Source organism: Geothrix limicola (assembly GCF_030268085.1).
Taxonomy (GTDB): Bacteria; Acidobacteriota; Holophagae; order Holophagales; family Holophagaceae; genus Geothrix; species Geothrix limicola.
Window position 1 is genome coordinate 101,092 of record NZ_BSDE01000004.1, and the last position, 25,516, is coordinate 126,607.

The following is a 25,516-nucleotide window of genomic DNA, read 5'->3' on the forward strand; positions in this document are numbered from 1 at the left end:
TGGCCGCAGGGCACCATGAAAGGCCCCGGAGGTCCGGGGCCTTTTTCTAGTTGTAGAAGTAGGTGCGCGGCCCGAAGGTGCCCGGCGCCGTCGCTGTGTTGAACCGCACCACGATGCCCCCGTCGGCAAGGACCAGGTCGGGATGGCCGTCCCCGTCCATGTCGGCGATGGCCACGCCCATGGGGCCCCAGTCGCCCGGGTAGTTCGTGGGGGCCAGCAGGCTGCCCACCGTGGTGGCGTCCTGGAGGAAGACGGACACGGCACCAGAAGCGCCGGACAGGCCCTCGCAGGCGACGGCCACGTCCAGGTGCCCGTCGCCGTTGAGATCACCCACGGCGAGGGCGGTGGCCCGGTAGTCGGTGGCGTAGTGCACGGGGGCCGCGAAGACGCCGGGCGCGGTCTGGCTCAGCACGCTCAGGCCCTGGGTGCTGGGATTGGTGGCGGCGCCCCAGTTGGCGGTGAGCAGGTCCAGCTTGCCGGTGCCGTGCAGGTCGGCGGCCTTGATGGCCACGGGATGCACGCCCGTGGGATAGTCCACGGCGCTCTGCGCGGCGAAGGTGGGCGAGAAGACGAATTGGCGCAGCACGGAGACGGTGTCGGCCGCGGTGGCCACAGCGATATCCAGGTGCCCGTCGCCGTCCAGATCCGCCACGGTCAGGGCCAGGGGATCGCCGCCCGTGGGCAGTGTCACGGGAGCCTGGAAAGTGCCGGGCGTGGTGCCCTGGAGGAAGATCAGCACATTGTTGGCGCCGCTGGCGGCCACGGCGATGTCCACCTTGCCATCGCCGTCCAGGTCGCCCACAGCCACATCCAGCGGCGTGCGCCCCGGGGTGGCCAGCACGACCGCGGGCAGGAAGTAGCCGGGGTGCGCGGGATCCGCCAGGCGGACCGTGACGGTCTGGCTGTCGGCATCGGCCACCACCAGGTCGGGCCGGCCGTCCCCATTCACGTCGGCCGCCACGAGGTTGGCGGGCCCGGTGCCGACGCCGAAGCGGGTCGGCAGGACATAGGTGCCCGACGAGGTCTGGAGCCGCGACGACACGTAGCCCTGGGCGGCGCCGTCGCCGTACCAGGTCGAGACCAGGCCGAGGATGTCGGGCAGGCCGTTGCCGTCGATGTCGGCCACGGCGATGGCATTCACCAGTTCGCCGTAGGCGGGGCCCTCGTGGTAGCTGGATCCCGTGCAACCGAGCAGGGCGAGGATTCCGAGCGAACCGAAGAGCAGGCGGGGGCGGGTGATCCAGGTGGGGATGGGCATGGAGAACTCCGTGAACCTGTGGGAACAAGGGTGGGAGGTGGGCGCGCGGACTGCAAGAGCGCAGAAGTTGGACCCGGATGGGAGCGTCCTGGTTGAGGGCCCGGAAGGTCGCCTCAGGCTTCGCGGGCCCAGGCGCGGTCCAGCAGGTGGGCGACCCCGTGGGCATAGTAGTCCAGCAGGGGCGCCTTGGGGGCGGGCAGGATGAGGTGGCCCTCCTCCAGCACGAGGATGCGCCGCAGCAGCAGGACGCGCAGGCCCACCTCGAAGGCCCGCTGGTACGAGCCCCGCGGCAGGTAGAGGGGCAGCCCGCGCTCCTGGGCCGCCGCGAGTACCTCGACCATGCGGTCCCGCAACTGGGCGCGGCCCGGGGCCGGATTGTCCATGCTGCGATAGACCCAGGCCACGGCCGCCACGGGCGGGATGGGCACCTCCGCCCCCACGGCGCGCAGCAGGGAATCCGCCACGGCCTCCAGCAGGGGGTGCCGCGCCTCCCAGTCCAGGCTGCGCAGGTCCACGCCTTCCAGCGCGGCCTTGGCGTGGATGGGCTGGCCGAAGTTCGCCACGGCATAGCCGAAGCGGTGGAAGCGCCGCGTGGCGCCCCGCCAGGCGAGGCCCAGCAGCCAGAGCGAGGTCCGCCGGAGCAGCGCGAGGGGGCTGCGCCGGGGTTGGCCGAGGGATTCCCGCACGAGGTTGCTGTCTTCCAGCACGCGGTCGTAGTTGATGCCCACGGGGATGAACACGAGATCCTTCGCCCCCGCGCGCAGCATGTAGTCCAGCAGACCCAGCTTGGGCGCCTGCAGGCGGCCGTCCTTGCTCAATCCTCCCTCGATGAAGATGCCCTGGGTGGTGCCCTGGGCCACGGCCCGCTGCACGTAGCGCTCCAGCACGGCGTGGTAGAGCGGATCGCGGAAGCGCCGCCGCACGAAGAAGGAGCCGAAACTGCGGAAGAGCCGTTCCAGGGGCCAGACCCGCGCCCACTCGCCCACGGCGTACGAAATGGAGACGCGGTTCGACAGCAGGAAGGCCACCAGCAGGTAGTCGGCGTTGCTGCGGTGATTCATCACGTAGACGACGGAGGCGTCGCGGGGGATGCGGTTCAGGGCGACCTCGGCGCTGCGCCCGATGCGCACGCGATAGCAGCTGCGCAGCAGCCAACCGGCGAGCCGCTTGCCGAAGGTGTAGGTCGTGAGGAGGTTGAAATTCGGGATGATCTCGTCGAGGTAGAGGCTGGCATCGGCGAGCAGGCTCGCCTCGTCGCGGCCCGTCTCCCGGGCCAGGTCGGCCACTCGGGCCCGCAGGTCCGCATCGGCCAGCATCTCGCGGGTCAGGCGCTGCTTCCGCGTGAGGGTCACCGGGTTCAGGCGGAACCCCAGCGCGCGGCGCGTGCGCAGGGCGTGGCGCCAAGCCCAGCGCCGGATGGCCCGCCGGGCGGCCTTGCGCAGAAGGATCATCAGCACGAGCCCCGCCGCCGCGAGGATCCACCACCAGGTCCGGGGAATCATCGGGCGAGTATGACCGCGATGCGCCGATCTTTGAACGTCCGGCTACTCGTAGCGAAGCGCCTCGATCGGATCGAGCTTGCTGGCCTTGGCGGCGGGGTAGAGGCCGAAACCCAGTCCGACGATGGCGGGCACGAGGAAGGCGGAGGCCAAGGCCCAGGGTGGCACGCTGCCCACGTGCTTGAGCAGCACCTGGCTGAGGATGCCGCCCAGGGAAAGGCCGAGGCCCAGGCCGATGAGCCCGCCCACGAGGCAGAGCAGGGTGGCCTCGGTGAGGAACTGGGCGAGGATGGTGCGGCGGCGCGCCCCCAGGGCCTTGCGGATGCCGATCTCGCGGGTGCGTTCGGTGACGCTCACCAGCATGATGTTCATGACGCCGATGCCGCCCACCAGCAGGCTGATGGAGACCATGCCTCCGGCCGCCAGCATGAGGCTGCCCGTGAGCTTTTCGATCATCTCCACCTGCTTCTGGTTGGTCTCCAGGTTGAAGTTGTCGGGGTCCTCCCCGCGGAGGCCCCGCACCCGGCGGAGGCTCGCGCGCAGCACCTCCTCGGCTTCGGCGGGGGAAAGGGTGGGTTCGACCTGGAGGCGGTAGCTGATGTTCTCCAGCATCCAGGGGTTCATGAATTCCTTGAAGCTGCCAAAGGGGACGTAGACCTCGTTGTCGGGGCCCCAGCTGGCCTCGTCGTCCTGGGGGACGAAGGGCATGTCGCCCTGCTTCTTGAGGAGACCGACGATCTCCGCGGTTTGCCCGTTGATGGTGAAGGTCTTCCCGAGTCCGTGTTCCAGTCCCAGTTCCTCGGCGATGCGGGCGCCGAGCACCACCACAGGGGCGTGCATGCTGCGGTCCGTGGCCGTGAAGGAACGGCCCTCGGACAGTCTGAGGTTGGCGAGATCCAGGCCCCGTTCGCCGATGGCGTGGAGCATCACGCGGCGGGTGACATCGCCCACCTTCGCCGTGTTGCGTCCCCAGATGTACATGTCGGGGGAAGCCACCTTCACCTGGGGCACCATCTCCTGGAGATCGCGGATGGTCTCGTTGTCGAGGGGCTGCCGCTTGATCTTCTTGCCCGCCCGCCAGGCCTTGTTGGACATGCCGGGGCTGAGGAAGAAGGTGAGGCTGCCCTCCTGGTTCACGTCGGCCATGATGCGGGCTTCTAGGCTCTTGGTGAGGTTCACCACGGTGATGACGGAGCCCACGCCGATGATGATGCCGAGGATGGTGAGCACCGAACGCAGACGGTGGGACCAGATGCTTTGGAGGGCGGCGCGGAACTGTTCGGGGGCCCGGGAATAGAGGCTGTTCACTTGGCGGCTCCGGCCTTGGCCAGCTTCACTTTCTGGCCCGCGGCCAGGCCGCTCATACCCTTGGCCGGGCCGGTGATGAGGGTCTCGCCCTCCTTCAAGCCGTCCAGCACTTCGGCGGTGCGCCTAGTCGAAGCACCGAGGCGGATGGTGCGTTCCTCGGCGACGCCATCCTTCACGAGAAAGACGGTCGTCCGGGTGCGGGCCATGAGGCCCAGGCCGCCGCTGCGGTCCTCGCGCTCAAGTACGGCCTGCAGCGGCACCGACAACGTGTTCTTGATCTCGTTGGCCAGCACCGCCACGCGGGCGCTCATGCCCGGGCGCAGGCGGTCCAGATCCGTGCGGCTGCCCTGAAGGACGACCCGCACCTTGTAGTTCTGGGCCTCCTGGTTGCTGAAGTTGCTCTGGGCCTGGCCCCGGTCCGAGCTGTTGGCCACGTTGTAGACCTTGGCCTGGAAGACCAGGCCCGGCAGGGCGTCCACCTGCACCTCGGCGGGCTGACCCACGCGCAGTTTGGAGACTTCCAGTTCGCCCACCTTGGCCTCGGCCAGGATCTCGCCCAGGTCGGAGATCACCATGAGCGTGGCGCCCGCGAGGTTGGTCTGTCCCGCGATGGCCATCTCGCCCTTCTCGGCCTTCAGTCCCGTCACGCGGCCCGTCATGGGGGCGCGGATGACGGTCTTGTCGAGGGCGTCCTGGGCCAGCGCCACCTGGGCCTGGGCCTGCTGCACGGCCACCTTGGCGCGCTGCAGGGCGATGTCGGCGGTATCCCGGGCCAGCTTGGCGTCCTGGAACTGATCCACCGAAATGAGGCTCTGCTTGAAGAGGGCCTCCTGGCGCTGGAAGGTGCCCTGCTGCTTCTTGAAGGTGGCCTCGGCGTTCTCCTGGTCCTGGCGGGCCATGCGAAGGCCCAGCTCGGCATGATGGAGATCCTGCTGGAAGCGCACCTGGTCGAGGGTGACGAGCAGGTCGCCCGCCTTCACGGTCTGGCCGTCCTTCACATGGATCTGCTTGATCTCCCCGGTGACGAAGGTGCCGACGTTCACCTTGGTGAGGGCCTGTATCTCGCCATTGGCGGTGACGCTTTCCTTCACATCTTGGCGCCTGACAGGCTCCACGGTAAACCGCACTTCGGCTTGTGATGACGCGGCGTAGGCCTTCCAGCCGATGAGCCCTCCCACCACGAGAACGGCGCTGCCGACGTACCACCATGTCTTGAGCTTCATGGGTCATCCAAAGGCGGGGCCCGCCGAGCAGGTTTCGGCCGGGCGGGTGATGGGACCATTTTGCTTGGGAAAGCGTATCTGCACGTCACGAATGTGAGGATTTTCCTCTTTTTGTTCCCAGCGAAACGAGGCTCTCCTTGATGGAGAGCCTCGATGAAGGGTGGCCAGGCCGGAGTCCGGTCGTCTACTTGGCCCCGAGTGTGCGCATGAGAATCCCGAGGGCGAAGGGCACCAATGCGCCGATCAGCGCGCCGGCAGACTTCATGCGCACGAGGTGCCGAAGGGCGAAGTAGGCCAGGACCACCTCGGCGATGGAGAAGAGATCCAGGCTGTAGAAGGCGGCCTGCAGTTTCAGGCTTTCGACATGGATGAAGTAGCCCAGCGAGGTCGGGGCGATCTTGTCCGGCGTGAGGCCGCCGATGGGTCGCATCAGGCAGATCACGATGAGCAGGATCATGTGGGGCAGCTTCACGAGGCTGGGCACCACGGCCGCACTGAAGGCCTGGAGGTAGCTGGGGGCTGCCTCTTCGGGCATGGCCTTGCCGATCAGCCAGTAGAAGAGGGCCACGAGGGCCGTCACGGCCGGGATGCCGAACAGCACGCCGAGGATGCCGAAGGGCAGGATGAACTTCTTCTGCATCTCGATGATCATGTCGATCTGGGAGGCCTGCACCTGGGGGTTGCGTTCGAGGATGGGCCGCAGCATCTCGTCCACATCCACCTTCAGGCCCCAGATCACGGTGATGATCAGGCCGCCGACGATGAGCAGGCCCAGGGCCCAGGCCCAGCTGGGAGCCTGGTTCAGCTTCTTGAACAAGGCCACAGGGTCGGTGAACACGCCGACGATTTGGTCCATCAGGCCGGGTGCCGGGGGCCGGGGCGTTTCGGGTTGTTCGCCATACAGGGAGGTGGGCTGATCGCTCATGGGGGCTCCTGATAGTCACGCTAGGCATTCACGATAGGGGGGTGGAAGACCATTGTCGCAGCCACCCGGCGAGTGGGGGGATTCCGCCGGCGGGCGGCGCGCTGGAGCCGGGGGGTGGCCCCTGACAACTCGTCAAGGAATCCTTGAAAAACCTGACAACGCTACCCCTCGGGCCTAGACTGTGTCTTTCTTGTCCTTTCCATCCCCATCAACCGACTTCAGGAGGTCCTATGGCCACCCTCGCCGCCAAGTCCGAAGCCCTGATCGCGCAGGAAAACCAGTACGGCGCCCACAACTACCATCCCCTCGACGTGGTCTGCACCAAGGGCGAGGGCGTCTACCTCACCGACGTGGACGGCAAGAAGTACATGGACTTCCTGGCGGCCTACTCCGCCGTGAACCAGGGCCACAACCACCCCAAGATCGGCGAGGCCATGATCGCCCAGATCAAGACGCTGGCGCTCACCAGCCGCGCCTTCCGCAACGACCAGTTCCCCCCGCTCCTCGAGAAGCTCTGCAAGCTGACCGGCTTCGACAAGGCCCTGCTCATGAACAGCGGCGCCGAAGCCGTAGAGACCGCGCTCAAGGCCATGCGCAAGTGGGGCTACGACAAGAAGGGCATCGAGTACGGCAAGGCCGAGATCATCGTGGCTGACGGCAACTTCCACGGCCGCACGATCTCCATCGTGGGCTTCAGCACCGATCCCGACAGCACGAGCAAGTTCGGCCCCTTCACCCCCGGCTTCAAGATCGTGCCCTACGGCGATCTGGAGGCCGTGAAGCAGGCCATCACCCCGAACACCTGCGCCATCTTCATGGAGCCCATCCAGGGCGAGGGCGGCGTCGTCATTCCGCCCGACGGCTTCCTCAAGGGCCTGCGCGACGTCGCGACCGCCAACAACTGCCTGCTGGTGCTCGATGAGATCCAGTCGGGCCTGGGCCGCACGGGCAAGCTGTTCGCCTTCGAGCACGAGGGCATCCGCCCCGACGGCATCACCATCGGCAAGGCCCTCAGCGGCGGCTACTACCCCGTCTCCGCCTTCCTGGCCAGCGACGAGGTGATGGACGTGTTCACCCCCGGCATCCACGGCAGCACCTACGGCGGCAACCCGCTGGCCTGCGCCACCGCGAGCGCCGCGCTGGACGTCCTCGTCGACGAGAAGCTGGTGGAGCGCGCCGCCGAGCTGGGCGAGTACTTCGCCAAGCGCCTCAAGGGCATGAAGTCCGACAAGGTGGAACTCGTGCGCGTGCGCGGCCTCTGGGCCGGCGTGCAGCTCAAGGAAAGCGCCGGAAAGGCCCGCCCCTACTGCTACAAGCTCAAGGATCGCGGCATGCTCTGCAAGGACACCCACGAGCAGATCATCCGCCTCGCGCCGCCCCTCGTGATCACCAAGGAGCAGATCGACTGGGCCGTGGACCAGCTGGAAGCCGTGCTGGCCTAAGTCCCTGTGCGACTCGTCAGGCAATAGCTGCGCACGCCTGATCTTACGAGGTGTGCGAGGTATGACAAAAGCAGGAGCCAGGTCATGAGACTTGGCTCCTTTCTCTGTACCGCGTGGAACCTGAATCCATGCGTTTCGAAGGACGCATTCCGGGGCGAGTGAATGGGCGTCTGCGGCGTTTATGGCTGCAGCTGATGCCCATCAAATTCATGATGCTGTATGGTCATTTTACGATCCTGCGAGGGGGTGGATCGCGCAAAATAAGGGATCCCACACGACAGAGGAGGATCAAGTGCATCAGCGGCTTCGGTACCTTCTCTCTGCCATTTGCTTGGTCCCTCAATGGATCCTGGCAGTGGCCTTAGCTGGGCCGCTCGGGGCCGCGGATTCGCCCGGCAAGTTCGATTTCCACACCTTTCCACCGGCCCCGGGGCAGGTCCTGGGCGTGGCTTCCCGTCCCCTCTCCGACGGCCGCGGCGGCTTCTGGTTCCTGAACCAGGGGGCCATCTGGCGCTTCGACGCGGGGGGCTACCGCGCCCTGGGAAAGGCCGAGGGCTTTCCCGGAGCGCCCGTGGACGTGGCCCATCCCGAGCCTTCCAGCGGCATGTGGTTCCATGCGGGGCAGGCCTGGTTCCACCTGGATCAATCAGGACTCCGGCCCGTGCCGGGCCTTCCCGAGCCCGATCCGGACGACGCGCTCAGTTTCTTCGCCGTGCGGAATGAGGGCTTCGCCGTCGTGCGCGAAGGCCGTCTGCGCATCTTCGGCTCCGGGCAGGCCGCGCCTGTGGATCTGCCCGCGCCTGGGCCGGGGCGATGGATGCGCGGCTGGCGGGATCCCCAATCGAAGCACCGCCTCCTCGTGGGTGACGCCGGCCTGGCGCGCTGGGATGGCTCGGCCTGGCGGCTGCAGCCACTGAAAGGCCTGCTGGCCGGGCGCCCCCAGGACGTGGTCCGGGATCGCCACGGGGCGGTGTGGATCCGCAGTGACCGCGATCTGATCCGCGCGGAACCGGCATTCAAGCAGTTCGGCAGTCGCCTCGGCTTCACGCGCAACTCCTTCGTCAGCCTGGAACTCGATGGGTTCGGGCGGGTCTGGACCAACGGTCCCGAAGGGCTGGCCTGCATCGACGGCGAGGAAGTCTGGCGGATCGGCGAGCGAGAGGGATTGTACGGCTACCAGGGCTACTGGCCCATCGCCTTCGACGCCAGCGGCACCCTCTGGACCATTTCCGCTTCGGGTTTCCAGTGCCTCAAGGGTGGTTTCCTGTGGCGGATCCTGGAAGAGCCCCACGGACTGCCCCGGGCCATGATGTTCACGATCCGCCGCCTCCGGCGCGATCACGGCCTCTACGTCGGTACCCACGATGGCCTCTACCGCCAGGGTGCCAGCCGGTGGGAGCTGATTCCCGGCACCCGCGGCTGGGCCCTCTTCTCGATGTCGGAGCGGGCCAACGGCGACATCTGGACCTGCGGCAACCCGCCCAATCCGCAGGACCAGGCCCTCCTCTGCATCCGGCCCGGACAGCCCGCCCAGCAGCCGCATATCCAGGGCTTCCCTGCGGGCGTGTGGGTGAATGCCCTGAAGTGGACCGAGAAGTGGGCCGACGGGGACACCCTCTGGTGCGGTACCCAGAAGGGCCTCTACCGTGTGCGCGGCGAAGGCGGGCGCTGGGCGGCCGAACGCGTCACCCTGCCGGGCCAGGATGCGGCGGCCAGCATCTGGGATCTGCAGCGCACCGGAGACGGCACCCTGTGGGTGCTGACGGGCCAGGGCCTGTTCAGCCACGACAGCCGGGCTTGGACGCCCTTCGGAAGGGCCCGCGGCCTCATCGCCGACGAGGTGGCGGGCCTCTTCGCGGGCCCCGATGGCGCCCTCTGGGTGTGCCACGAGCACGGCATCTCCAGTCTGAAGCTCGGTCCCAAGGGCTGGGCCGTGGCGGAGCGCATGGAGAAGGATCATCCCCTGGCTTCCATCGGGGCCGTCGATGGCTGGTCCGATCCCCGCGGCGGCGTCTGGATGCTCACCGGCAGCGATGTCGTGCACTGGGACGGAACGCGCGTGGAGCGCCACACCAAGGCCTTCGGCTTGCCCATCGACAACAACCTGTCGGGCATCTGGGGCGAGCCGGATGGTCGTCTTTGGGTGGGCTCGATCTCGGGGCTCATCTCCTTCGATCCGCGCTTCTACCGTCCCATTCCCGGCCCTCCGGCGCTGGTGCTGGGGCCCGCCCTGGATGGCGGCGGCGGCACCTTCCTGCCCGGCGGCCGGGTGCCCTACCGCCGCCCCGGCGTCAGCTTCAGCCTGCAGCTGCCGCTGACCGAAGGCATCGAGGATCTGTCCGTGCAGACGCGCCTCCTGGGGCTCGACGAGGCCTGGCGGCCCCTGAAGGGCAGCGAGTTGCGATACCCAGGCCTGCCCGCCGGAAGCTACGTGCTGGAGGCCCGGGCGGCGCGCCGGGACGGTCTGATGGGACCCACCCTGAGCTTTCCCTTCGTCGTGATGCCGCCCTGGTACCAGCGGCTTTGGGCGATGGCCGCCCTGGCCCTTCTGGCCCTGGGGGCGGTGGCCCTGCTGCTCCGCTGGCGCACGTTGGCCCTGCAGCGGGACCGGATCCGGCTGGCCCAGCTGGTCGAGGACCGCACCTCGGATCTGGTGACGGCCAACGCCTCGCTGGAAAGCGCCCTGCGGGACATGAAGACCCTCAAGGGACTCGTGCCGATCTGCTCCTACTGCAAGAAGATCCGCGACGACGAGGGCTTCTGGACTCAGCTCGAGCAGGTGCTCGCGGCACGCACGGAGGCGCAGCTGTCGCACGGCATCTGTCCGGACTGCGCCACGCTCGTGATGGAGGAATTCAGGGCCGAGAACAAGAACGAGGGCCTCGCCTAGAAGGCGCCTAGCTGCCCAGGCCCAGCAGCTTCCGGATTTTGCGCATGAGCTGCTGGAATTCCACGGGCTTGGTTTCGAAATCGTTGCAGCCCGCGGCGAGGGCCTTGTCCTGATCGCTCTGCAGGGCGTGGGCCGTGAGGGCGATGATGGGCATGGCCGCTCCCCGCTCTCGCAGAGTCCGCGTGGCATCGAAGCCGTCCAGTACCGGCAGGCCGATGTCCATCAGCACCAGGTCCGGTTGCTCCGCCAGGGCCACCCGCACACCCTCCTCCCCGTTCACCGCGAAGATCACTTCCATCCCCTGGCGCATGAGCAGGCGGGAGAGGGAATCCCGGTTCAGTTCATTGTCCTCGACGAGCAAGATCCTGGGCATGTCCAGCCCTCCGGGTGCGAGCCTGTGCCATGAGCGTTGGGAGTGGATGCCTTGGATCATATCCGCCCGCGCCCGGGTCGTCTCCCACTCAGGCCGGAGGGCCGGCCGAGGGTGTCGCGGCCTTCGCAGGCGTGCGGAACCGCGCCAGCAGCAGGCCCGCGCCCGCCGCGATGACGAAGGTGCCGAACCAGACCGGCTTCGGGCCGGCTTTCGCGTAGGACAGCACGCCGAGCCAGGGGCCCAGCGCCAGCGCCGCCGCGAAGGAGAGGGAGAGCAGCCCCATGTATTCGCCGCGCCGGTCCGGCGGCGCCAGCGTGGCCACGGCATCGCTCATGGCCGGGAAGAGGATCATCTCGCCGAAGGTCCAGGCCACCGTGCAGAGGATGAGGGTCGCGTAGGTGCGGGACCAGGCGATCCCGCCGAACCCGACGGCGAGGCAGAGGCAGCCCAGCAGCAGCAGCCGCCCGTGGCGCCAGTGGGCCATGGCGAGGTTGAGGGGCACTTCCAGCAGCACGATGAGCAGGGTGTTCACCGTGAAGAGCAGGCCGAAGAAGCGGCTGCCCAGGCCCAGGTCGCGCACCACCCAGAGGGGCAGCGTGCCTTCGATCTGGAAGAAGACCATGAGCGCCGGGATGAAGGGCAGCAGGAGGAAGGCCAGGTGCCGGTCCCGCCAGGGACTCTGGCCCGGCACATGGTCATGGGGCAGGGGCTGGGCCGGCGGCGCCTGGATGAAGAGGCCCAGCAGCACGGCGCCGGCCAGGGTGCTGAGGCCGTCGGTCCAGAACACCCAACGATAACTGTGGTGGGCGATGAGCCCGCCCATGGCCGGGCCCACGGCCATGCCGAGGTTGACCGCCAGGCGGTGCAGGGCGAAGACGGCCTTGCGCTGCTCGGGCGCGGCGAGGCCCGTGAGCAGGGCCATGGCGCTGGGCCAGAAGGCCTGGGTGAGACCCGCCCACAGGAAGATGAGCGCGAAGAGCAACGGCTTGGTGGTGGCGAAGGGCAGCAGGAGCAGAAGGGCGCCGGAGGTCCAGAGGCTGGCCTTCAGCACATGCACATGGCCCAGGCGATCCGCCAGGCGTCCGGAGAAGGGGCCCGCCGCCAGGGCGCCGGCGCCGTAGATCATCATTCCGTAGCCCGCTTCGGCGGGCGTCCAGTGGCGGCCCTCCGTGAGGTAGAGCACGAGGAAGGGCAGGGCCATGGTGCCCAGGCGGTTGATGAGGGTGCTGGCGCAGACCAGCCAGACTTCACGCGGGAGGCCCCGCAGGCCCTTCCATGGATTCACAGGCCCGCCTTGAGTTCTGGTTTGGCTTCAGGGCTGCGTTCCCGCCCGCTGCGGCACCATTCGCTCCAGCTGCCTACGTAGAGCGAGGCCCCACGCAGGCCCGCGACCTCCAGGGCCAGCAGGGTGTGGCAGGCCGTGACGCCGCTGCCGCAGTGGACCGTGAGGCGCTCGGCCGGCACGCCGCCGAGCAGGGCCTCGTACTGGGCCCGCAGAAGCTCGGGCGCCTTGAAGCGGCCCGACCCATCCAGGTTGTCGTTCCAGGCCAGGTTCAGGGAACCCGGGATATGTCCCGCGATGGGGTCGAGGGTCTCGCTGTCCCCGCGCCAGCGTTCGGGGGCGCGCACGTCCAGCAGCCTCTGGGTGGCATCGCGACGGATGACTTCCACGGCTTCCATGTCCGCGGTGGGTCGCAGCCAGCGTTCGGCGGGATAGGCCGCCAGGGGCGAGATGGAAGGCATTTCGACAGTCAATGTCCATCCGTCCTGCAGGGCCGCTTGCAGCCCACCGTCGAGCACGGAGACGCGCGCGTGACCCAGGGCCTTCAGCATCCACCAGAGGCGCGCCGCCGCGTTGCCGCCGCTGGCGGCGTCGTAGACGACGACTTCCGTATCGGGGCCGATGCCCCAGGCGCCCAGCTGGGTCGCGAAACGGTCCAGGGGCGGCAGGGGGTGACGTCCCCCCCGCGCGGGATCGTGGCCGGGATCCGCGGCCGTGCTCAGTTGGCGGTTGAGATCCGCGTGGAGCGCGCCGGGCAGGTGGCCGGCCAGATAATCGCTCAGGTCGGGCCGGGCATCCAGCAGCCGGAGGGACGTGTGTCGGGTTCGAAGGTCGGAGGCGGTGATGAGTGACATCCCCCCAGTATGAAGCGAGCGGCGGCGGCGGTACCCTCAAGGCATCTTCCGGAGCCCCCATGTCCGAGGCCGCCAAGTCTGATACCTATGTCCCTGAATCCCGCTGGCGCATGGCGGCGGCTGCTGCGCTGGTGGGTTTCGGCCTGCTGCTGGGCGGTTTCGCCGTCTTTCGAGGCGTCTTCGGTGGCGGGGGCGAAGGGGCCTCCAGCGGCACGGACGTGAGCCGCGTGGCCTTCCGCGATGCCGAAGGGAACCGGCGCACCCTGGCGGATTTCAAGGGCAAGGTGGTGCTGGTGGATGTGTGGGCTACCTGGTGCCCCCCTTGCCGCAGGTCGCTGCCGGAGGTGGCGGAGCTGCAGAAGGCGGGCGGCGAAGCCTACGTCGTGCTGCCGATTTCCGTGGACCGCGGCGGGTGGAACGACGTGAAGCCCTTTCTCGCCCAGAACCCGCAACTCGGCCTCCAGGCCTTCGTGCCGGACGGAGCCAAGGGGCTGGAGCCCTTCGGCGAGATCAGCGGCATCCCGACCACCCTCGTCATCGACCGGAAGGGCAAGCTGATCCAGCGCTGGTCCGGCTACGGCGAAGGGCTGGCGAAGCGGGCCCTGGATGAGGCCCTGAAGGCCCGCTGATGATACGGGCTTCGGATGATTCGACCCGTGAGTCAACTTCCTGATCCCGCCGTCCGATGACGCCTCAGGGGGAGTCATGTCCCGTGCCTGGTTGATGCCATTGCTGCCGCTCGTCCTGCCGCTGGCCCTGTTGGGCTGCAAGGAGGAGCCGCATCGCATCGAGAACGAAAATCTCGGCATCGCCGCCACCTTCCCGGGCCCGCCGAAGCTGCACCGCCACACGGATCCCGGGCCCTTCGGCGAGGTGGAGTGGTTCGACCTGGCCCTGAGCCCCGCGGGCCGGTTGGACGAGACCTTCAGCGTCGCGGTGGGCAACCTGCCGCCGGGGAACAAGGGCGGCACCACGCCCCGGGAGATCCTCACCACCTTCCAGAATTTCCTGGGTTACCGCTTCGGCGCCATCCAGCGCACCGAGCTGCCGGCCGACCGAGGGCCGGGCTTCCGCTACCACGCGAAGAGCCCCACGGGTGGTGTGATCGAAGGCATCGTCGTCGTGCGCCGGGGCCGCCTCCATCACGCCCAGGCCATCGTGCGGCGGCCCGGGGATCCGCGCACCGCCGCCTTCCTGGACGATTTCGAGGTCCGGACGCGCTAGCCTCAGGAACCGGCGCCCAGCGTGGCCTCCACCGCGGCGACCAGGTGTTCGGCCTCGGACTCGGGGCTCAGGCACACGTGGTCACCGGGGACCATGTCGCCGATGCCGATGAAGGGCAGGCCCGCGGCCTGGGCGGCGGCGAGGTCATGGGGGCGGTCGCCCACGTAGAGGTGGGGGCCCGGGCAGCCGTGCAGAGCCCGCTTCAGGAGGCCCGCGCGGTCGTGGCGGGGCAGGGAGCCCAGCCGGTGGATGGCCGGGTCGATGCCCAGCACCTCGGCCTTGAAGGCCAGCAGCTCCGGCGCGTTGCCCGAGACGAGCCAGACCCGATGGCGCTCGGCGAGGCGGTGCATGCCCTCCAGCACGCCCGCATAGCCCACGGCCGCCTGGGCACCGGGGGCGAACACCCGCCGGAAGCGGGCCACGCAGGCCACTTCATAGGCCTCGTAGCCGGTTTCGTCCAGGCCTCGGCCGAAACGCATCCGGTGCAGTTCGTCGACGATTTCCCAGTCCGTGGAGCCCTGGCAGCGCTTCAGCTCCTCGGCGGTGGGCGCCTGGCCCCAGACCTCGCCCAGGGCCTCCCGCAGGATGACGAAGCCGGAACTGAAGTGTCCGAGGGTTCCATCCAGGTCGAAACAGATCGGCACGGCCATCTCCCCATCTGGCCCAGGATCGCATGGGATGGCACTCTGGAAGGGAAGGTGGTTCCTTGTGCGTCGCTTGATCCTTTCGTCCCTCCTGGTCCTTTCCATGCCGGCGGTCGCCCAGGAAGGGCTCCGATACCGGATGCAGCTCTGGATGCGGGGCGACAGCGAGCCCCTGGAGACGCGCTTCCGGCTGCAGTCGACGGCGGGAACGAAGAGCCACAACAAGGTCCAGAAGCCGCGCATGGGCGGCTGGCGCCTGGAATCGGATCGCACCCAGGGCACGCCCTACGCCCAGGCGATGCTGCTGGGCCGCGCCGAGCGGCTGCTCTACCTGGCGGGCCCCTCGCCGCAGACGCGGCAGGAGCCCATCCTCCTTCGCTTCGGCAGCCGCAGCCTACCCGTGTGGAGCCTGGAGATCCCCGCGGGGCTCCACGCCTCCACCGTGCTCGTGGAAATCGGCCCCAAGCTGCTCGCCCTCTGTGACTTCAGCGCCCGCTTCGAGGACGGCGACGTGGCCCGCATGGAACTGCATCTGGAAGGTCTGGACAGCACGGCCTCCCTCGCGCCCGCCGAAGCCGGCACGGCCCTGCTCAGCACGTTGCAGTCCCTGGCCCGCGAAGCCCACCAGGAGGCCGAGAGCAGCGTGACCGTGCGCTGATATAAGCGAGGGGGACCTCCACGCGGTGTCAGGCCAAGCCCGGCCCCCACGCCCGATCCGGAACTGTCGATTCGGCTTCGGCCCCATGGCGGTTATTCTGGAGGACTCGGAGGAGTCATGCCGTTCAGGGATGAATGCGGGGTATTCGGAATCTGCCATCAGGCGGAGGCCTCGCGCCAGACCTACCTGGGTCTCTATGCCCTTCAGCACCGTGGCCAGGAAGCCGCCGGCATCTGCTCGGGCGACGGGCAGGGGCTCCACCTGCACAAGGCCCAGGGCTATGTGGCGGACGTGTTCACCGAGGCGGCCCTGGACGCCCTGCCAGGCGACGCGGCCATCGGCCACACCCGCTACTCCACCACGGGGGGCAACGTGGCCTCCGCGGCCCATCCCTTCCTCATCCACGGCCGCTTCGGCCAGGTGTCGCTCTGCCACAACGGGAACCTGACGAACACTGAGGTGCTGCGGGCCAAGCTCATCGCCGACGGCCATACCTTCACCAGCCCCTCCGACAGCGAGGTGCTGCTGGCGCTCATCAACCGCGCCCAGGCCGACACGCTGGAAGATGCCGTCGTCTCCGCCCTGCGCCAGGCCGAGGGGGCCTTCTCCCTGCTGATCCTGACCGAGGACGCCCTCATCGCCGCGCGGGATCCCCACGGCTTCCGGCCTCTGGCCATGGGCCACGCGGGAGATACCACGGCCTTCAGTTCGGAAACCTGCGCCTTCGACCTCGTGGGCATGACCTACGACCGCGATGTCGAACCCGGCGAAATGGTGGTGGTGCCCCGCGGCCAGGGCCAGATCCGTTCGCGGTTCCCGCTGCCCCGGGTGCAGGCCAAGCCCTGCGTCTTCGAGCACATCTACTTCGCCCGCCCCGATTCGCTCGTCTACGGACGCAGCGTGATGGTGGCCCGCCGCGAGATGGGGCGCCTGCTGGCCCTGCGGCATCCCGTGGAAGCCGATCTGGTCGTGCCCGTGCCCGACAGCGGCGTGAGCGCGGCTCTGGGCTATTCCGAACAGTCCGGCATCCCCTTCGACTTCGGCATCATCCGCAACCACTACGTGGGCCGCACCTTCATCGAACCCAAGCAGAACATCCGCAGCTTCGGTGTGAAGGTGAAGCTGAATCCCGTGCGTCACCTGCTCGCGGGCAAGCGCGTCGTGCTGGTGGACGACAGCATCGTGCGCGGCACCACCAGCAAGAAGATCGTGCAGATGGTGCGTGAGGCCGGGGCCAAGGAGGTGCACATGCGCATCGCCTGCCCGCCCACCACGCATTCCTGCTTCTACGGCATCGACACGCCCAAGCGGCAGCACCTCATCGCCTCGTACATGAGCCTCAAGGAGATCACCGGGTTCGTGGAGGCCGATACCCTCGGCTACCTCGATCTGAAGGATCTGGAAACCTGCATGGGCGATGATGGTGCCGAGGCCGGTTCGGGCTTCTGCTACGCCTGCTTCACGGGCAACTATCCGGTGGCGCCCCATGACTGAACCCAGTCCCGAACGGGCGCCCCAGAGCCCGGACCGATGAGCAGGGGCGCATGAGCACCGGCCCCTCGGGCCCACCCCAGGCTCATTTCGAAGATGGGCTGCGCTTCCTGGCGGCGGCCCTGGCGCTGGATCTGGACCACCGCAACTGCGCGGCCATCGTGTCCACCGCCTGCGACGCCATCCAGTGCTTCCTCCTCGTCTTCGAGGCGGGGGCCCGGCGCCACCTGCCGGATCCCGAGGGCGAGACGGCCCGCCTGCGCGGCCAGATGGAAGCCCTGCTCACGCCGCGCCAGTCGCCCGAAGCCGCCGCCCGCCATGCGTTGGAGGCCGCCCGCCTGGCCCGGGATCAGGCCGCCCGGCTGCTGCCGCTCCTGCTGGATTAGCCACCAGGTTAGAAATTCACCCGGCCCAAGGGCACGTTCTGGGGAACCGGGTTTCCGCCGAAGCGATCCACGGGCATGGTCGCCGCGCCCAGGTGTGTGGGCGGGGCCGCGGACCCGCGGCCCTTCCAGAACTTTTTGAGATCCTCGTGAAACCAGGCGAGGAATTCCTGGAAGGCGATTTCGCGGAGTTCTTCCTTCGTCAGTTCGCCGATCACCTCCACCACCGCGGAGGCAGATGCCTCGGGCACCTTGAAGGTCTTCCAGGGCTTGGAGGCGTCGCCCTCCCCGGCGAGGATCCGGGACAGGAAGGCCTTGTCCAGCCCGGGCCGGGGACTCTCTCCGGCCCAAAGGCCGGTCGCAAGGCAGAGGCAGATGAGGGCTCGCATGACCTTTTGGATGATTCCATGCGCGGCGAGGTTCCCGGGGCCCGGGGCGGCTCCTGGAGCCGGTACACTGGCCCCATGCCCATCGCGATCCTAGGACCCACCGCCTCAGGCAAATCCGCCGTGGCGGTGGCCGTGGCGCGGCGCCTGGGCGGCACCGTCGTCAACGGGGATCCCTACCAGGCCATCGAAGGCCTGGCCATCGGCACGGGCCAGCCGGACGAGGCGGAACGGGGCGGCGTGCCGCACGTGGGCTATGGGATGCTGCCCCTGTCGGCCCGCCCCAACCCCAAGGCCTTCGGCGCCCTGGTCCGGGAGTGGCTCTCGACCTGTCGCGAGCCCGTGCTCGTGACGGGATCGGGCCTCTACCTCCGGGGCGTCTGGAACCAGCTCAGCGACCTGCCGATCGTGGAGCCGCACCTCGTCGAACGGGTGCGGCGCTGGGGCGCGGAGCTGGGCATTCCGGTCCTCCATCGCTACCTGGCGGCGGTGGACCCGGCCCGGGCCTCTGCGCTGCACCCCAACGACAGCGCCCGGGTGCAGCGGGCCCTGGCCCTGCACCTGGCCACGGGGGGCGCGCCTTCGGATTTGCTCTCGGGGCCGGAGACCGGGCTTCCGGCGGGTTGGCGGGTCCTGGTGGTCACGCCCGGCCGCGAGCAGCGGCGGCATCGCGTGGAGGCGCGGGTGGCCGCCCAGGTGCGCGCGGGCTGGTGCGAAGAAGTCGCCCGGCTGGTGGCCTCGGGGCACGCGGAGGATCTGGTGGCCCTGCGTCCCCTGGGCTACGCGGCCTGGATGGCGGGGGGCGATCCGCGCGTCCTGCAGGAAGCCGTCGTGCAGGAGACCCAGGCCTACGCGAAGCGCCAGGCCACCTGGTTCCGCAACCAGCTGCCGGGAGCCGAGGTCTGGGATCCGGATGCCGAGCCGCTGGACGCGGTGTTCGCGCGGCTGGGGCTGCCATGAGACCGACGACCTGGTACGAGGGGCGCACCTCTCTGGACCTGCTGCAGGGCGCAGCGTGGGCCTGGATCGGCCTGCGTTCGGGGGATGGCCTGCACCGCCTGCACAGTGATCTGCTGGTGGCGCTGGACCGCCTGTTCATCGAGCTGCGCTGGGCGGGTGTGCGCCGCGTGGCCCTCAGCGGCGCCGCCTGGATGACGGGCCGGGGCCATCATTTTTCGGCGGGGGCCGATCTGCACGAGGTGGGCGCGCTGGATGCGGTTTCCGCGGAACCCTTCGCCCGGCGCGGGCAGCGCGTGATGAATCATCTCGGCTGGTCCGGATGGCGCAGCCTCACGCTGATCTCGGGAGTGGCCATGGGCGGCGGCTGCGACCTGGCCCTGCACGGGCGGGAGCGCTGGGGCGTGGCGGCGGATGCTTCGGGCAAGGGCGACCTGCGCCTGGCCCATCCGGCGGCCAGGCACGGCATCCTCACGGGCTTCGGCGGCACGGTGCGGCTGCCAGAACTGCTGGGCCCGGACGCCGACCGACTGTTCCGACATTTCGAGACCTGGGATTCGGAGGCGGCCCTTCGCGCGGGTGCCCTCCATCGCCGCCTGGAACCCGAGGCGGTGAAGGCCGCCGTGGAAGGCTGGCTCAGCAGACCCTAGTGATGGCTGAAGGCCTTCAGCATCGGGATGGCCATGGCGGCCAGGGGCAGCAGGCAGCAGCAGACGAGCACGAGTGGGGTCAGCACGGCGCAGACGCCGCGCCAGGTGTCGGTCTTGTGCATGCGCGCCAGGCCCATGCCGATGGCCACCATGCCGGCCAGGTGAATCAGGATGCCGATGTAGGGGATGAGGCCGCCGAGCTGGATGAAGGCGCAGGCGTAGCCGTAGGCCCGGATGCTCTGCTGGGTGCCGGCGCCGGGCTTGAGGCCCCCCCACATCCACAGGAAGAAGTGGTTGAGCGCGCCGCCGACGATCATGCCCAGGAAGCTGAACAGGGGCATGAGCACGAGGATGGTCCCGAAGATCAGCGGCATCACGGCGACCAGGGTCTTGCCTTCGTCTCTTCCGGATTGCTCTAGAGCCGCCATCATGATGCCCAGGCCCACGAAGAAGAAGAGCAGGGCCATGATCAGGAAGATGGGGACCGAGAGCAGCAGCAGGAAGCGCCAAGGCGCGCCCAGGCCCTCGGTGACCGGCACCCGGTCGAAGAGTTCGAGGGGATGGCTGAAGACCATGCGGAACATGCCGCCGACGCGGGACCAGAAGGTTGGGAACGCCTCGGGATCCTCGAAGGGCACGGGCCGCAGAACGGGCGCCGGGGCGGGAGTCGAGGCCGGCGGCGGCTCCCAGATCGGCGGCGCGGGCGGCGGTGGCGGGGCCGGGACATCAAGCTGGATGGCGGGAGGAATCGCCTCGCCGGGGCCCGTGGTCTCGCTCATCCCTCGCTCCTGCAGATGCCGCTACGCTATCACGATAAACATCAGCGATCAGGCTTGGCGGAAGTCCTTGGGCCGCAGGCCCAGCTTCTCCAGACGGGACAGCAGGGTGGACGGCGCCAGGTCCGCCAGGGCCGCGGCCCCGTCGGTTCCGGCGATCTTGCCGCGCGTGTGGTGGAGCAGGCGCTCCAGGTAGGCCTGCTCCTGCGCCTCCCAGGTGGGGGGCTTGCCGATGCGGTCCGTGCGCAGGGGCAGGGCGCCGGGGGGCAGACGCAATTCCCGGCCCGCCGAGAGGATGGCGGCGCGCTCGAGGACGTTGTGCAGTTCGCGCACGTTGCCGGGCCAGGCGTAGGCCTCCAGCTGGTGCCGCACGGAGTCGGGCAGCTGGATGGGCGGCCGGCGATTCTCCCGCGCGAAGCGGTCGAGAAAGCCCTCGGCCAGCGCCGCGATGTCGCCGGGCCGTTCGCGCAGGGGTGGCAGGTGGATGGGGAAGACGCTGAGGCGGTAGAAGAGGTCTTCGCGGAAGCGCCCCTCCTTGACCGCGGCGCGCAGGTCCGCGTGGGTGGCGGCCACGAGGCGCACGTCCACGCGCCGGGGTTTCTCGCTGCCGAGGGGATCGATCTCCTTCTCCTGGATGGCGCGCAGCAGCTTGGGCTGCAGGTCCAGGGGCAGGTCGCCGATCTCGTCGAGGAAGAGCGTGCCCCCGTCCGCCAGCTCGAACCGGCCCTTCCGCGCCGAGGCTGCACCGCTGAAGGCGCCCTTCACGTGGCCGAAGAGTTCGGATTCGATGAGCGTGGCGGGCAGGGCGCTGCAGTTTACCTTGATGAAGGGCTTCTCGCGGCGGGGCGAGAGGTGGTGGAGGGTCTGGGCCACCTTCTCCTTGCCGGTGCCGGTCTCGCCGGTGATGAGCACAGTGGCGGCGGTGGCGGCCACCTGGCGCAGCTGATCGAGGATGCCGCGCATGGCGGGGCTTTCGGCGCGGAGGGGTTCCTGCAGCACGTCGCGGCGCTGGGCCTCGCGGAAGTAGCTGACCTCTTCCACGAGGCTCCGCTCCCGCTCGGCCAGCCGCGCCAGATGCTCGGCCTGCTTGAGCCCCAGAGCCAGCAGGGAGGCGAAGACGCCCACGTGGTGCAGCACGCTCTCGGGGTACTGGCGGCACACCATGGCGTCGAGGGTCATGAGGCCGAAGGTCTCGCCGCGGCTGCGCAGGGGCGCCACCAGGCAGCTGTGGCCGTGGGGCATCTCCAGCAGGCCGTGGAAGGTGTCCTCGCCGGGATCGTCCTCCTCGAAGGTGGCGGGCTTGGAGCGGGCCTTCAGCGCGTTCTGCAGGCGCAGGTTGCCGCGCACGGGGATGAGGGCCTCCGAGAGCTGGGGCGTGGCCAGGGGGCCGACGGCATGGGCGACGCGCAGTCCGTCGCCTTCGCGGAGCAGCACCGTGGCGAGGTCGAAGGGCACGAGCTGGCCCAGCCGTTCGAAGGCATGGACCACCATGCGTTCGGGTTCCTCGCCCAGGGTGAGCAGGGCACCGGCTTCTTCCACCAGGCGCGCCCCGGTCAGGGCGGCATCGAGATCTGGAACGGGCACGGGCACCTCCGGCCTGATTCTCGATATTTCGAGAGCCCGGTCAAGGGGTCACCCAGGAATAAGCGGTTCCCTCCTCCGAAAGGTATACTTCAAAGAGTCTATTCAAAGGATGGGATTGCTCCCCGACGCCACCCACTTCGGTTCCTACCGTCTGCTCTCCCGACTCGGGGAGGGGGCCATGGGCGAGGTGTGGCGGGCCCTGGATCTGCGCCTGGAGCGCGAGGTGGCGATCAAGATCCTGAAGGACGCGGACGACCTGCGCCGGAAGGCTCTGATCGGCGAAGCCAAGCTGGCCTGCCAGCTGAACCATCCCAACATCGCCCACATCTACGACGCGGGTGACGTGGATGGCACACCCTACATCGCCATGGAGCTGGTGGAGGGGCATACCCTGCGCGCCCTGGTGGGCCGGCCCGTGGACGGGGCGCTGCTCCAGGATCTGGCGCGGCAGGCGGCCTCGGCGCTTTCCCACGCGCACCAGAAGGGCATCGTCCACCGCGACATCAAGCCCGAGAACCTGCTGCTGACGGGCGAAGGCCAGCTCAAGATTCTGGATTTCGGCATCGCCCGGCGCGGCGCCGAGGATCCCTCGCTCGGGCCCACCTCCCACCACATGACCCTGGTGGAGCGGACGGCGCCCGGCTACAGCCAGGGCACGCCGGCCTACATGAGCCCCGAGCAGGCCAATGGCCAGCCCCTGACGGGCCAGTCGGACCAGTTCAGCCTCGGCGTCGTGCTCTACGAGCTGGCGACGGCCGTGCATCCCTTCCTGCGCGGCAGCCTCGTCGACACGCTCTACGCGGTGACCCGCGACGAGCCCCGGCCGCTCGCCGAGGCCCGTCCCGACCTGCCGCGCACGCTCCAGGACGCCATCCATCGCCTCATGGCGAAGGCGCCCAAGGATCGCTTCCCCAACCTGCAGTCCCTCGCCGCCGGCCTGTCGGAGAACACGGCCACGGCCATGGCCCCGCACCTGAGCCAGCCCACGGCCCTGCTGCCGAAGGCCCGCCGACGCTGGATCCTGCCCCTGGCGGCCACGCTGCTGGTCGCGGGCACGGGCCTCAGCGTGTGGGCCCTGCGCCGGGGGGATGGTTCGGGCCTGGGTGAAGCGCGCCGGGCCTCGCGGGAGGATTTCACCAAGGGCCGCCGCGTGGTGGCCATCCTCCCCATGGAACAGCTGCAGCCCGATGCCGAGCATGCGTGGCTCAGCAACAGCTTCGCCGACGCCATGGCCTTCGGCCTGGTGCGGCGCGAGGACATGGCGGTGGTGGACCGGCTACGCGTGGTGGAGGCCATGCACCAGCTTGGCGACACGCCGGGCAAAGCGCCCAAGGCCGTGGGCGAACTGGGCCGCCAGCTCAAGGCCGAGCTGCTGGTGCTAGGCAGCTACCAGGTGGTGGGCGGCCAGCTCCGCATGGGCGTGCGCGTGCTGGACGCGGTGCGCGGCGCGACCCTGCACCAGTTCCAGCTGGACCGGCCCATGGCGGATCTGCTGAAGCTCGAAGACGAGCTGCAGCAGCGCCTGCCCCAGGAGATGGGGCTGGGCAGCGATCCGGGTTCGCTGCGCTCCCAGGCCAAGCTGCCGCGCACGCGCGAGCTCTACACGAAGGCGCTGCAGGTCATCACCGACGGCAACCAGGATTCGGTCCGCCTCGCCAATTCCCTGCTCGCCTCGGCCATCGAAGGCGAGCCCGATTACGCTCCGGCCCGCGCGGAGTACGCGTGGACGCTGGCGGAGCTGGGCGCCACCACTGCCCTCGGACAGGGGCGCTACGACACGGCCCAGGACCTGCTGCGCCAGGGGAAGGCCGCCGCGGAAAAGGCCATCGCGCTGGATCCCAGCGCCTCCCAGGCCTACCGCGCGCTGGCCTCCATCCAGCTGCGCATGGGGGATCTCGAAGCCTCCAGCCGCGCGGCGCTGCAGGCCGTGCGGCTCGATCCGGCGGATCACAAGGCCTACGACGTGCTCGCGGATGTCTTCGCCGGGCTGGAAGGCGACGACAACCACCAGGCCGCGCGGCGCTACTTCGAGAAGTCCCTCGAACTATTCCCCGAGGGCTGGCAGGCCCACCACCGCTTCGGCGTGCTGCTGCAGAACGAAGGGGAGCTCCCGGCGGCGCTGCAGCACGCGGATCGGGCCATCGCCCTCCGCCCGGCGGCGGAATACGCCTACGTCACGGCGGCGGACGCCCTCATCTGGATGGGGCGCAGCCAGGAGGCGGAGACCCGCCTGCGCGCGGGCCTGCGCGAGATTCCCGGTTCCAACGTGCTGCGCAGCCTCATGGCCTACACGGCCTGGGACCGCAAGGACCGGACGACGGCGGAAACCTACCTGCACGAACTCGAAGGCGTGTGGCCACCGGACCATTCCAATACCGTCCTGTTGGCCGGCGTGAAGCAGGCCGTGGGAGGCGACGGCGCGGGAGCCAAGGCGCGCTTCGAGGAATACCGACAAAAGCTCGCGGCCGTGGATCTTTCGCAGCGCAAGCACAACGAGCGGCGGGTGATCTCCGTGAACCTCTACCTCATGGCACGCATGGTGGCGAAACTCGGCGGCCGCGCCTCAGCTCAGGCCATGGTGGAACTGGCGGACCGCTTCCACCCCGGCAAGCTGAGGGTGGCCCAGCAGGATCCGGCGTTCCGCTAGCGGCCATGCTCAGAGGGCCTTGGCCTCCGCCACCAGGCCCTCGACGCGGCGTCGCACTTCCTGCATCAGGGCCTCGCGGTCCGCATAGTCGGAAGGGTGGACCGGATGCCCGACCCTCACGGTGTAGGCTCCGGGGCGGATCCTCGCGCTGTCGGGGGCGAGGGTATGGAAGCCCCCGACGGTGGCCATGGGGACGATGGGCACGCCCGCGTCCAGGGCGAGTGCGAAACCGCCCTTCTTGAATGGGAGCATCTGACCCGTGCGGCTGCGGGTGCCTTCGGGAAAGATGACGACGTTCTTGCCGTCGCGGATCTGGAGCGCCGCATCGTGGATGCTGCGCACGGCGCGTTCCCGGTCGCCCCGGTCGATGAAGATGACCCCTGCGGCCCAGGCGGCCCAGCCGACGAAGGGCAGGTACTTCAGCTCCTTCTTGGCGATGTAGACGGCGGGCACGGGCAGGGCCGCGATCAGGACGGGGGGGTCCATGAGGCTTTCGTGGTTGGACATGAAGATGGCGGACTGCCGCCCCTGGCGGATGTCCTCCGGCAGCTGCTCCCAGCCTTGCAAGGTGAAGGGGATCCGACAGAACCAGGCCATGCCGCGGGCGAACATCGGGCCGCAGGTGAAGAAGGCCCGCCGCCGTCCCAGAAAGGGAATGGCCAGGAGGATGGCGAGTACCGTCAGGGGCACCGTCACCATGGCCCAGATGGCCATCACAACCCCGCCGAATCCCGTGTCTCGCCAGTTGGCCACAGCGCCTCCCCGTGCTATCTAAGCTAGCAGTTAAGGAGGTCTTCCGTGGGCATCACCGAGCAGATCCTGGCCGATCACGCGACGCGCAAGGACGTCGATGGCATCACCTGGTTCACGGCCGAGGATCTGAAACGCCTGGGCATCCAGGACCGGCTGTTCACCGTGATGCAGACGGTGCAGCACACGCTGCGCCTGAAGAAGGCCCACCAGGTGGTGGAAAGCCACGGATGCACCGACCGCTGGAGCCTGCAGGACGTGCACTGATTCGACGCCAAGCCACCAGGCCCGGCGGATGGTGCATCCGGCCGG

24 protein-coding genes are annotated in these 25,516 nt (G+C 69.0%); 11 read left to right on the forward strand and 13 right to left on the reverse strand.

All coding sequences use genetic code 11. The annotated features are described in order from the left end of the window. Window positions 1-46: 46 nt before the first annotated feature. From QSJ34_RS11630 to QSJ34_RS11650, 5 genes are all read right to left on the reverse strand, one after another. Window positions 47-1,258, reverse strand: coding sequence for an FG-GAP repeat domain-containing protein (locus QSJ34_RS11630; protein ID WP_285575363.1), 1,212 nt, complete (start codon window positions 1,256-1,258; stop codon window positions 47-49). Window positions 1,259-1,371: 113 nt separating this feature from the next. Continuing rightward, window positions 1,372-2,760: a 1-acyl-sn-glycerol-3-phosphate acyltransferase gene (locus tag QSJ34_RS11635; RefSeq protein ID WP_285575364.1), complete on the reverse strand. Its 1,389-nt coding sequence runs from the start codon at window positions 2,758-2,760 to the stop codon at window positions 1,372-1,374. 42 nt (window positions 2,761-2,802) lie between these two features. Then, on the reverse strand, window positions 2,803-4,065 hold the full coding sequence (locus QSJ34_RS11640) for an ABC transporter permease (protein WP_285575366.1): 1,263 nt from the start codon (window positions 4,063-4,065) through the stop codon (window positions 2,803-2,805). Continuing rightward, on the reverse strand, window positions 4,062-5,288 hold the full coding sequence (locus QSJ34_RS11645; protein ID WP_285575367.1) for an efflux RND transporter periplasmic adaptor subunit: 1,227 nt from the start codon (window positions 5,286-5,288) through the stop codon (window positions 4,062-4,064). The genes QSJ34_RS11640 and QSJ34_RS11645 overlap by 4 nt, the downstream gene beginning before the upstream one ends. A 184-nt stretch (window positions 5,289-5,472) precedes the next feature. Continuing rightward, the gene (locus QSJ34_RS11650) at window positions 5,473-6,213 is read right to left on the reverse strand and encodes a YIP1 family protein (protein ID WP_285575369.1); all 741 of its coding nucleotides are present in this window, start codon (window positions 6,211-6,213) and stop codon (window positions 5,473-5,475) included. Window positions 6,214-6,443: 230 nt separating this feature from the next. Between QSJ34_RS11650 and rocD the strand changes: the two genes are divergently transcribed. Then, entirely contained in the window at window positions 6,444-7,655 is a 1,212-nt protein-coding gene (gene rocD / locus QSJ34_RS11655) for an ornithine--oxo-acid transaminase (protein WP_285575371.1), read from the forward strand. 355 nt (window positions 7,656-8,010) lie between these two features. Beyond that, the gene (locus tag QSJ34_RS11660; protein ID WP_285575373.1) at window positions 8,011-10,545 is read left to right on the forward strand and encodes a ligand-binding sensor domain-containing protein; all 2,535 of its coding nucleotides are present in this window, start codon (window positions 8,011-8,013) and stop codon (window positions 10,543-10,545) included. Between the two features lie 7 nt (window positions 10,546-10,552). Here QSJ34_RS11660 and QSJ34_RS11665 read toward each other — a convergent pair whose 3' ends face one another. From QSJ34_RS11665 to QSJ34_RS11675, 3 genes are all read right to left on the reverse strand, one after another. Beyond that, entirely contained in the window at window positions 10,553-10,918 is a 366-nt protein-coding gene (locus tag QSJ34_RS11665) for a response regulator (RefSeq protein ID WP_285575375.1), read from the reverse strand. Window positions 10,919-11,006: 88 nt separating this feature from the next. Next, window positions 11,007-12,203 (reverse strand): MDR family MFS transporter, encoded by a 1,197-nt coding sequence (locus QSJ34_RS11670; RefSeq protein ID WP_285575377.1) that lies wholly within the window; start codon window positions 12,201-12,203, stop codon window positions 11,007-11,009. Continuing rightward, window positions 12,200-13,054, reverse strand: a complete 855-nt coding sequence (locus tag QSJ34_RS11675) for a sulfurtransferase (protein ID WP_285575379.1) — start codon at window positions 13,052-13,054, stop codon at window positions 12,200-12,202. The genes QSJ34_RS11670 and QSJ34_RS11675 overlap by 4 nt, the downstream gene beginning before the upstream one ends. A 59-nt stretch (window positions 13,055-13,113) precedes the next feature. On the opposite strand from QSJ34_RS11675, the gene QSJ34_RS11680 reads away from it, so the two are divergent. Both QSJ34_RS11680 and QSJ34_RS11685 read left to right on the forward strand, forming a co-directional pair. Beyond that, window positions 13,114-13,683, forward strand: a complete 570-nt coding sequence (locus tag QSJ34_RS11680; RefSeq protein WP_285575380.1) for a TlpA family protein disulfide reductase — start codon at window positions 13,114-13,116, stop codon at window positions 13,681-13,683. Between the two features lie 76 nt (window positions 13,684-13,759). Then, on the forward strand, window positions 13,760-14,278 hold the full coding sequence (locus tag QSJ34_RS11685; protein WP_285575382.1) for a hypothetical protein: 519 nt from the start codon (window positions 13,760-13,762) through the stop codon (window positions 14,276-14,278). A 2-nt stretch (window positions 14,279-14,280) separates the two neighbouring features. Here QSJ34_RS11685 and QSJ34_RS11690 read toward each other — a convergent pair whose 3' ends face one another. Continuing rightward, on the reverse strand, window positions 14,281-14,928 hold the full coding sequence (locus QSJ34_RS11690; protein WP_285575385.1) for an HAD family hydrolase: 648 nt from the start codon (window positions 14,926-14,928) through the stop codon (window positions 14,281-14,283). 97 nt (window positions 14,929-15,025) lie between these two features. Here QSJ34_RS11690 and QSJ34_RS11695 point away from each other — a divergent pair, with 97 nt between their 5' ends. The 3 genes from QSJ34_RS11695 (at window position 15,026) to QSJ34_RS11705 (ending at window position 17,457) form a co-directional block, all read left to right on the forward strand. Further along, complete coding sequence (locus tag QSJ34_RS11695) at window positions 15,026-15,580, forward strand: hypothetical protein (RefSeq protein ID WP_285575386.1); 555 nt, start codon at window positions 15,026-15,028, stop codon at window positions 15,578-15,580. A 117-nt stretch (window positions 15,581-15,697) separates the two neighbouring features. Beyond that, window positions 15,698-17,074 carry an amidophosphoribosyltransferase gene (gene purF / locus QSJ34_RS11700; protein WP_285575387.1) on the forward strand — a complete coding sequence of 459 codons (1,377 nt, stop codon included), beginning with the start codon at window positions 15,698-15,700 and terminating at the stop codon, window positions 17,072-17,074. Between the two features lie 50 nt (window positions 17,075-17,124). Further along, a complete protein-coding gene (locus tag QSJ34_RS11705; protein ID WP_285575388.1) occupies window positions 17,125-17,457 on the forward strand; it encodes a hypothetical protein in 333 nt (110 codons plus the stop codon). An 8-nt stretch (window positions 17,458-17,465) separates the two neighbouring features. Here the strand turns inward: QSJ34_RS11705 and QSJ34_RS11710 are convergent, their stop codons facing one another. Then, window positions 17,466-17,843, reverse strand: a complete 378-nt coding sequence (locus QSJ34_RS11710) for a hypothetical protein (protein WP_285575389.1) — start codon at window positions 17,841-17,843, stop codon at window positions 17,466-17,468. 18 nt (window positions 17,844-17,861) lie between these two features. Between QSJ34_RS11710 and miaA the strand changes: the two genes are divergently transcribed. Both miaA and QSJ34_RS11720 read left to right on the forward strand, forming a co-directional pair. Continuing rightward, a complete protein-coding gene (gene miaA / locus QSJ34_RS11715; RefSeq protein WP_285575390.1) occupies window positions 17,862-18,800 on the forward strand; it encodes a tRNA (adenosine(37)-N6)-dimethylallyltransferase MiaA in 939 nt (312 codons plus the stop codon). Continuing rightward, window positions 18,797-19,447, forward strand: coding sequence for an enoyl-CoA hydratase/isomerase family protein (locus QSJ34_RS11720; protein ID WP_285575391.1), 651 nt, complete (start codon window positions 18,797-18,799; stop codon window positions 19,445-19,447). The genes miaA and QSJ34_RS11720 overlap by 4 nt, the downstream gene beginning before the upstream one ends. Here the strand turns inward: QSJ34_RS11720 and QSJ34_RS11725 are convergent. Next, entirely contained in the window at window positions 19,444-20,226 is a 783-nt protein-coding gene (locus tag QSJ34_RS11725) for a YIP1 family protein (protein WP_285575393.1), read from the reverse strand. The genes QSJ34_RS11720 and QSJ34_RS11725 overlap by 4 nt on opposite strands. Window positions 20,227-20,274: 48 nt before the next feature. Then, the gene (locus QSJ34_RS11730; RefSeq protein WP_285575394.1) at window positions 20,275-21,807 is read right to left on the reverse strand and encodes a sigma 54-interacting transcriptional regulator; all 1,533 of its coding nucleotides are present in this window, start codon (window positions 21,805-21,807) and stop codon (window positions 20,275-20,277) included. A 109-nt stretch (window positions 21,808-21,916) separates the two neighbouring features. On the opposite strand from QSJ34_RS11730, the gene QSJ34_RS11735 reads away from it, so the two are divergent. After that, a complete protein-coding gene (locus QSJ34_RS11735) occupies window positions 21,917-24,454 on the forward strand; it encodes a serine/threonine-protein kinase (protein ID WP_285575396.1) in 2,538 nt (845 codons plus the stop codon). Window positions 24,455-24,463: 9 nt separating this feature from the next. Here the strand turns inward: QSJ34_RS11735 and QSJ34_RS11740 are convergent, their stop codons facing one another. Continuing rightward, window positions 24,464-25,207, reverse strand: a complete 744-nt coding sequence (locus QSJ34_RS11740) for a lysophospholipid acyltransferase family protein (RefSeq protein WP_285575398.1) — start codon at window positions 25,205-25,207, stop codon at window positions 24,464-24,466. A gap of 45 nt (window positions 25,208-25,252) precedes the next feature. On the opposite strand from QSJ34_RS11740, the gene QSJ34_RS11745 reads away from it, so the two are divergent. Further along, window positions 25,253-25,471: a hypothetical protein gene (locus QSJ34_RS11745; protein ID WP_285575400.1), complete on the forward strand. Its 219-nt coding sequence runs from the start codon at window positions 25,253-25,255 to the stop codon at window positions 25,469-25,471. Window positions 25,472-25,516: the final 45 nt, after the last annotated feature.

Coding starts and splice junctions, on each gene's coding strand:
- QSJ34_RS11725 (WP_285575393.1), bottom strand. CDS start 20,226: ATGAGCGAGACCACGGGCCCCGGCGAGGCGATTCCTCCCGCCATCCAG.
- QSJ34_RS11710 (WP_285575389.1), bottom strand. CDS start 17,843: ATGCGAGCCCTCATCTGCCTCTGCCTTGCGACCGGCCTTTGGGCCGGA.
- QSJ34_RS11720 (WP_285575391.1), top strand. CDS start 18,797: ATGAGACCGACGACCTGGTACGAGGGGCGCACCTCTCTGGACCTGCTG.
- purF (WP_285575387.1), top strand. CDS start 15,698: ATGCCGTTCAGGGATGAATGCGGGGTATTCGGAATCTGCCATCAGGCG.
- QSJ34_RS11665 (WP_285575375.1), bottom strand. CDS start 10,918: ATGCCCAGGATCTTGCTCGTCGAGGACAATGAACTGAACCGGGATTCC.
- QSJ34_RS11705 (WP_285575388.1), top strand. CDS start 17,125: ATGAGCACCGGCCCCTCGGGCCCACCCCAGGCTCATTTCGAAGATGGG.
- QSJ34_RS11735 (WP_285575396.1), top strand. CDS start 21,917: ATGGGATTGCTCCCCGACGCCACCCACTTCGGTTCCTACCGTCTGCTC.
- QSJ34_RS11645 (WP_285575367.1), bottom strand. CDS start 5,288: ATGAAGCTCAAGACATGGTGGTACGTCGGCAGCGCCGTTCTCGTGGTG.
- QSJ34_RS11685 (WP_285575382.1), top strand. CDS start 13,760: ATGTCCCGTGCCTGGTTGATGCCATTGCTGCCGCTCGTCCTGCCGCTG.
- miaA (WP_285575390.1), top strand. CDS start 17,862: ATGCGCGGCGAGGTTCCCGGGGCCCGGGGCGGCTCCTGGAGCCGGTAC.
- QSJ34_RS11680 (WP_285575380.1), top strand. CDS start 13,114: ATGTCCGAGGCCGCCAAGTCTGATACCTATGTCCCTGAATCCCGCTGG.
- QSJ34_RS11690 (WP_285575385.1), bottom strand. CDS start 14,928: ATGGCCGTGCCGATCTGTTTCGACCTGGATGGAACCCTCGGACACTTC.
- QSJ34_RS11635 (WP_285575364.1), bottom strand. CDS start 2,760: ATGATTCCCCGGACCTGGTGGTGGATCCTCGCGGCGGCGGGGCTCGTG.
- QSJ34_RS11650 (WP_285575369.1), bottom strand. CDS start 6,213: ATGAGCGATCAGCCCACCTCCCTGTATGGCGAACAACCCGAAACGCCC.
- rocD (WP_285575371.1), top strand. CDS start 6,444: ATGGCCACCCTCGCCGCCAAGTCCGAAGCCCTGATCGCGCAGGAAAAC.
- QSJ34_RS11675 (WP_285575379.1), bottom strand. CDS start 13,054: ATGTCACTCATCACCGCCTCCGACCTTCGAACCCGACACACGTCCCTC.
- QSJ34_RS11695 (WP_285575386.1), top strand. CDS start 15,026: ATGCCGGCGGTCGCCCAGGAAGGGCTCCGATACCGGATGCAGCTCTGG.
- QSJ34_RS11630 (WP_285575363.1), bottom strand. CDS start 1,258: ATGCCCATCCCCACCTGGATCACCCGCCCCCGCCTGCTCTTCGGTTCG.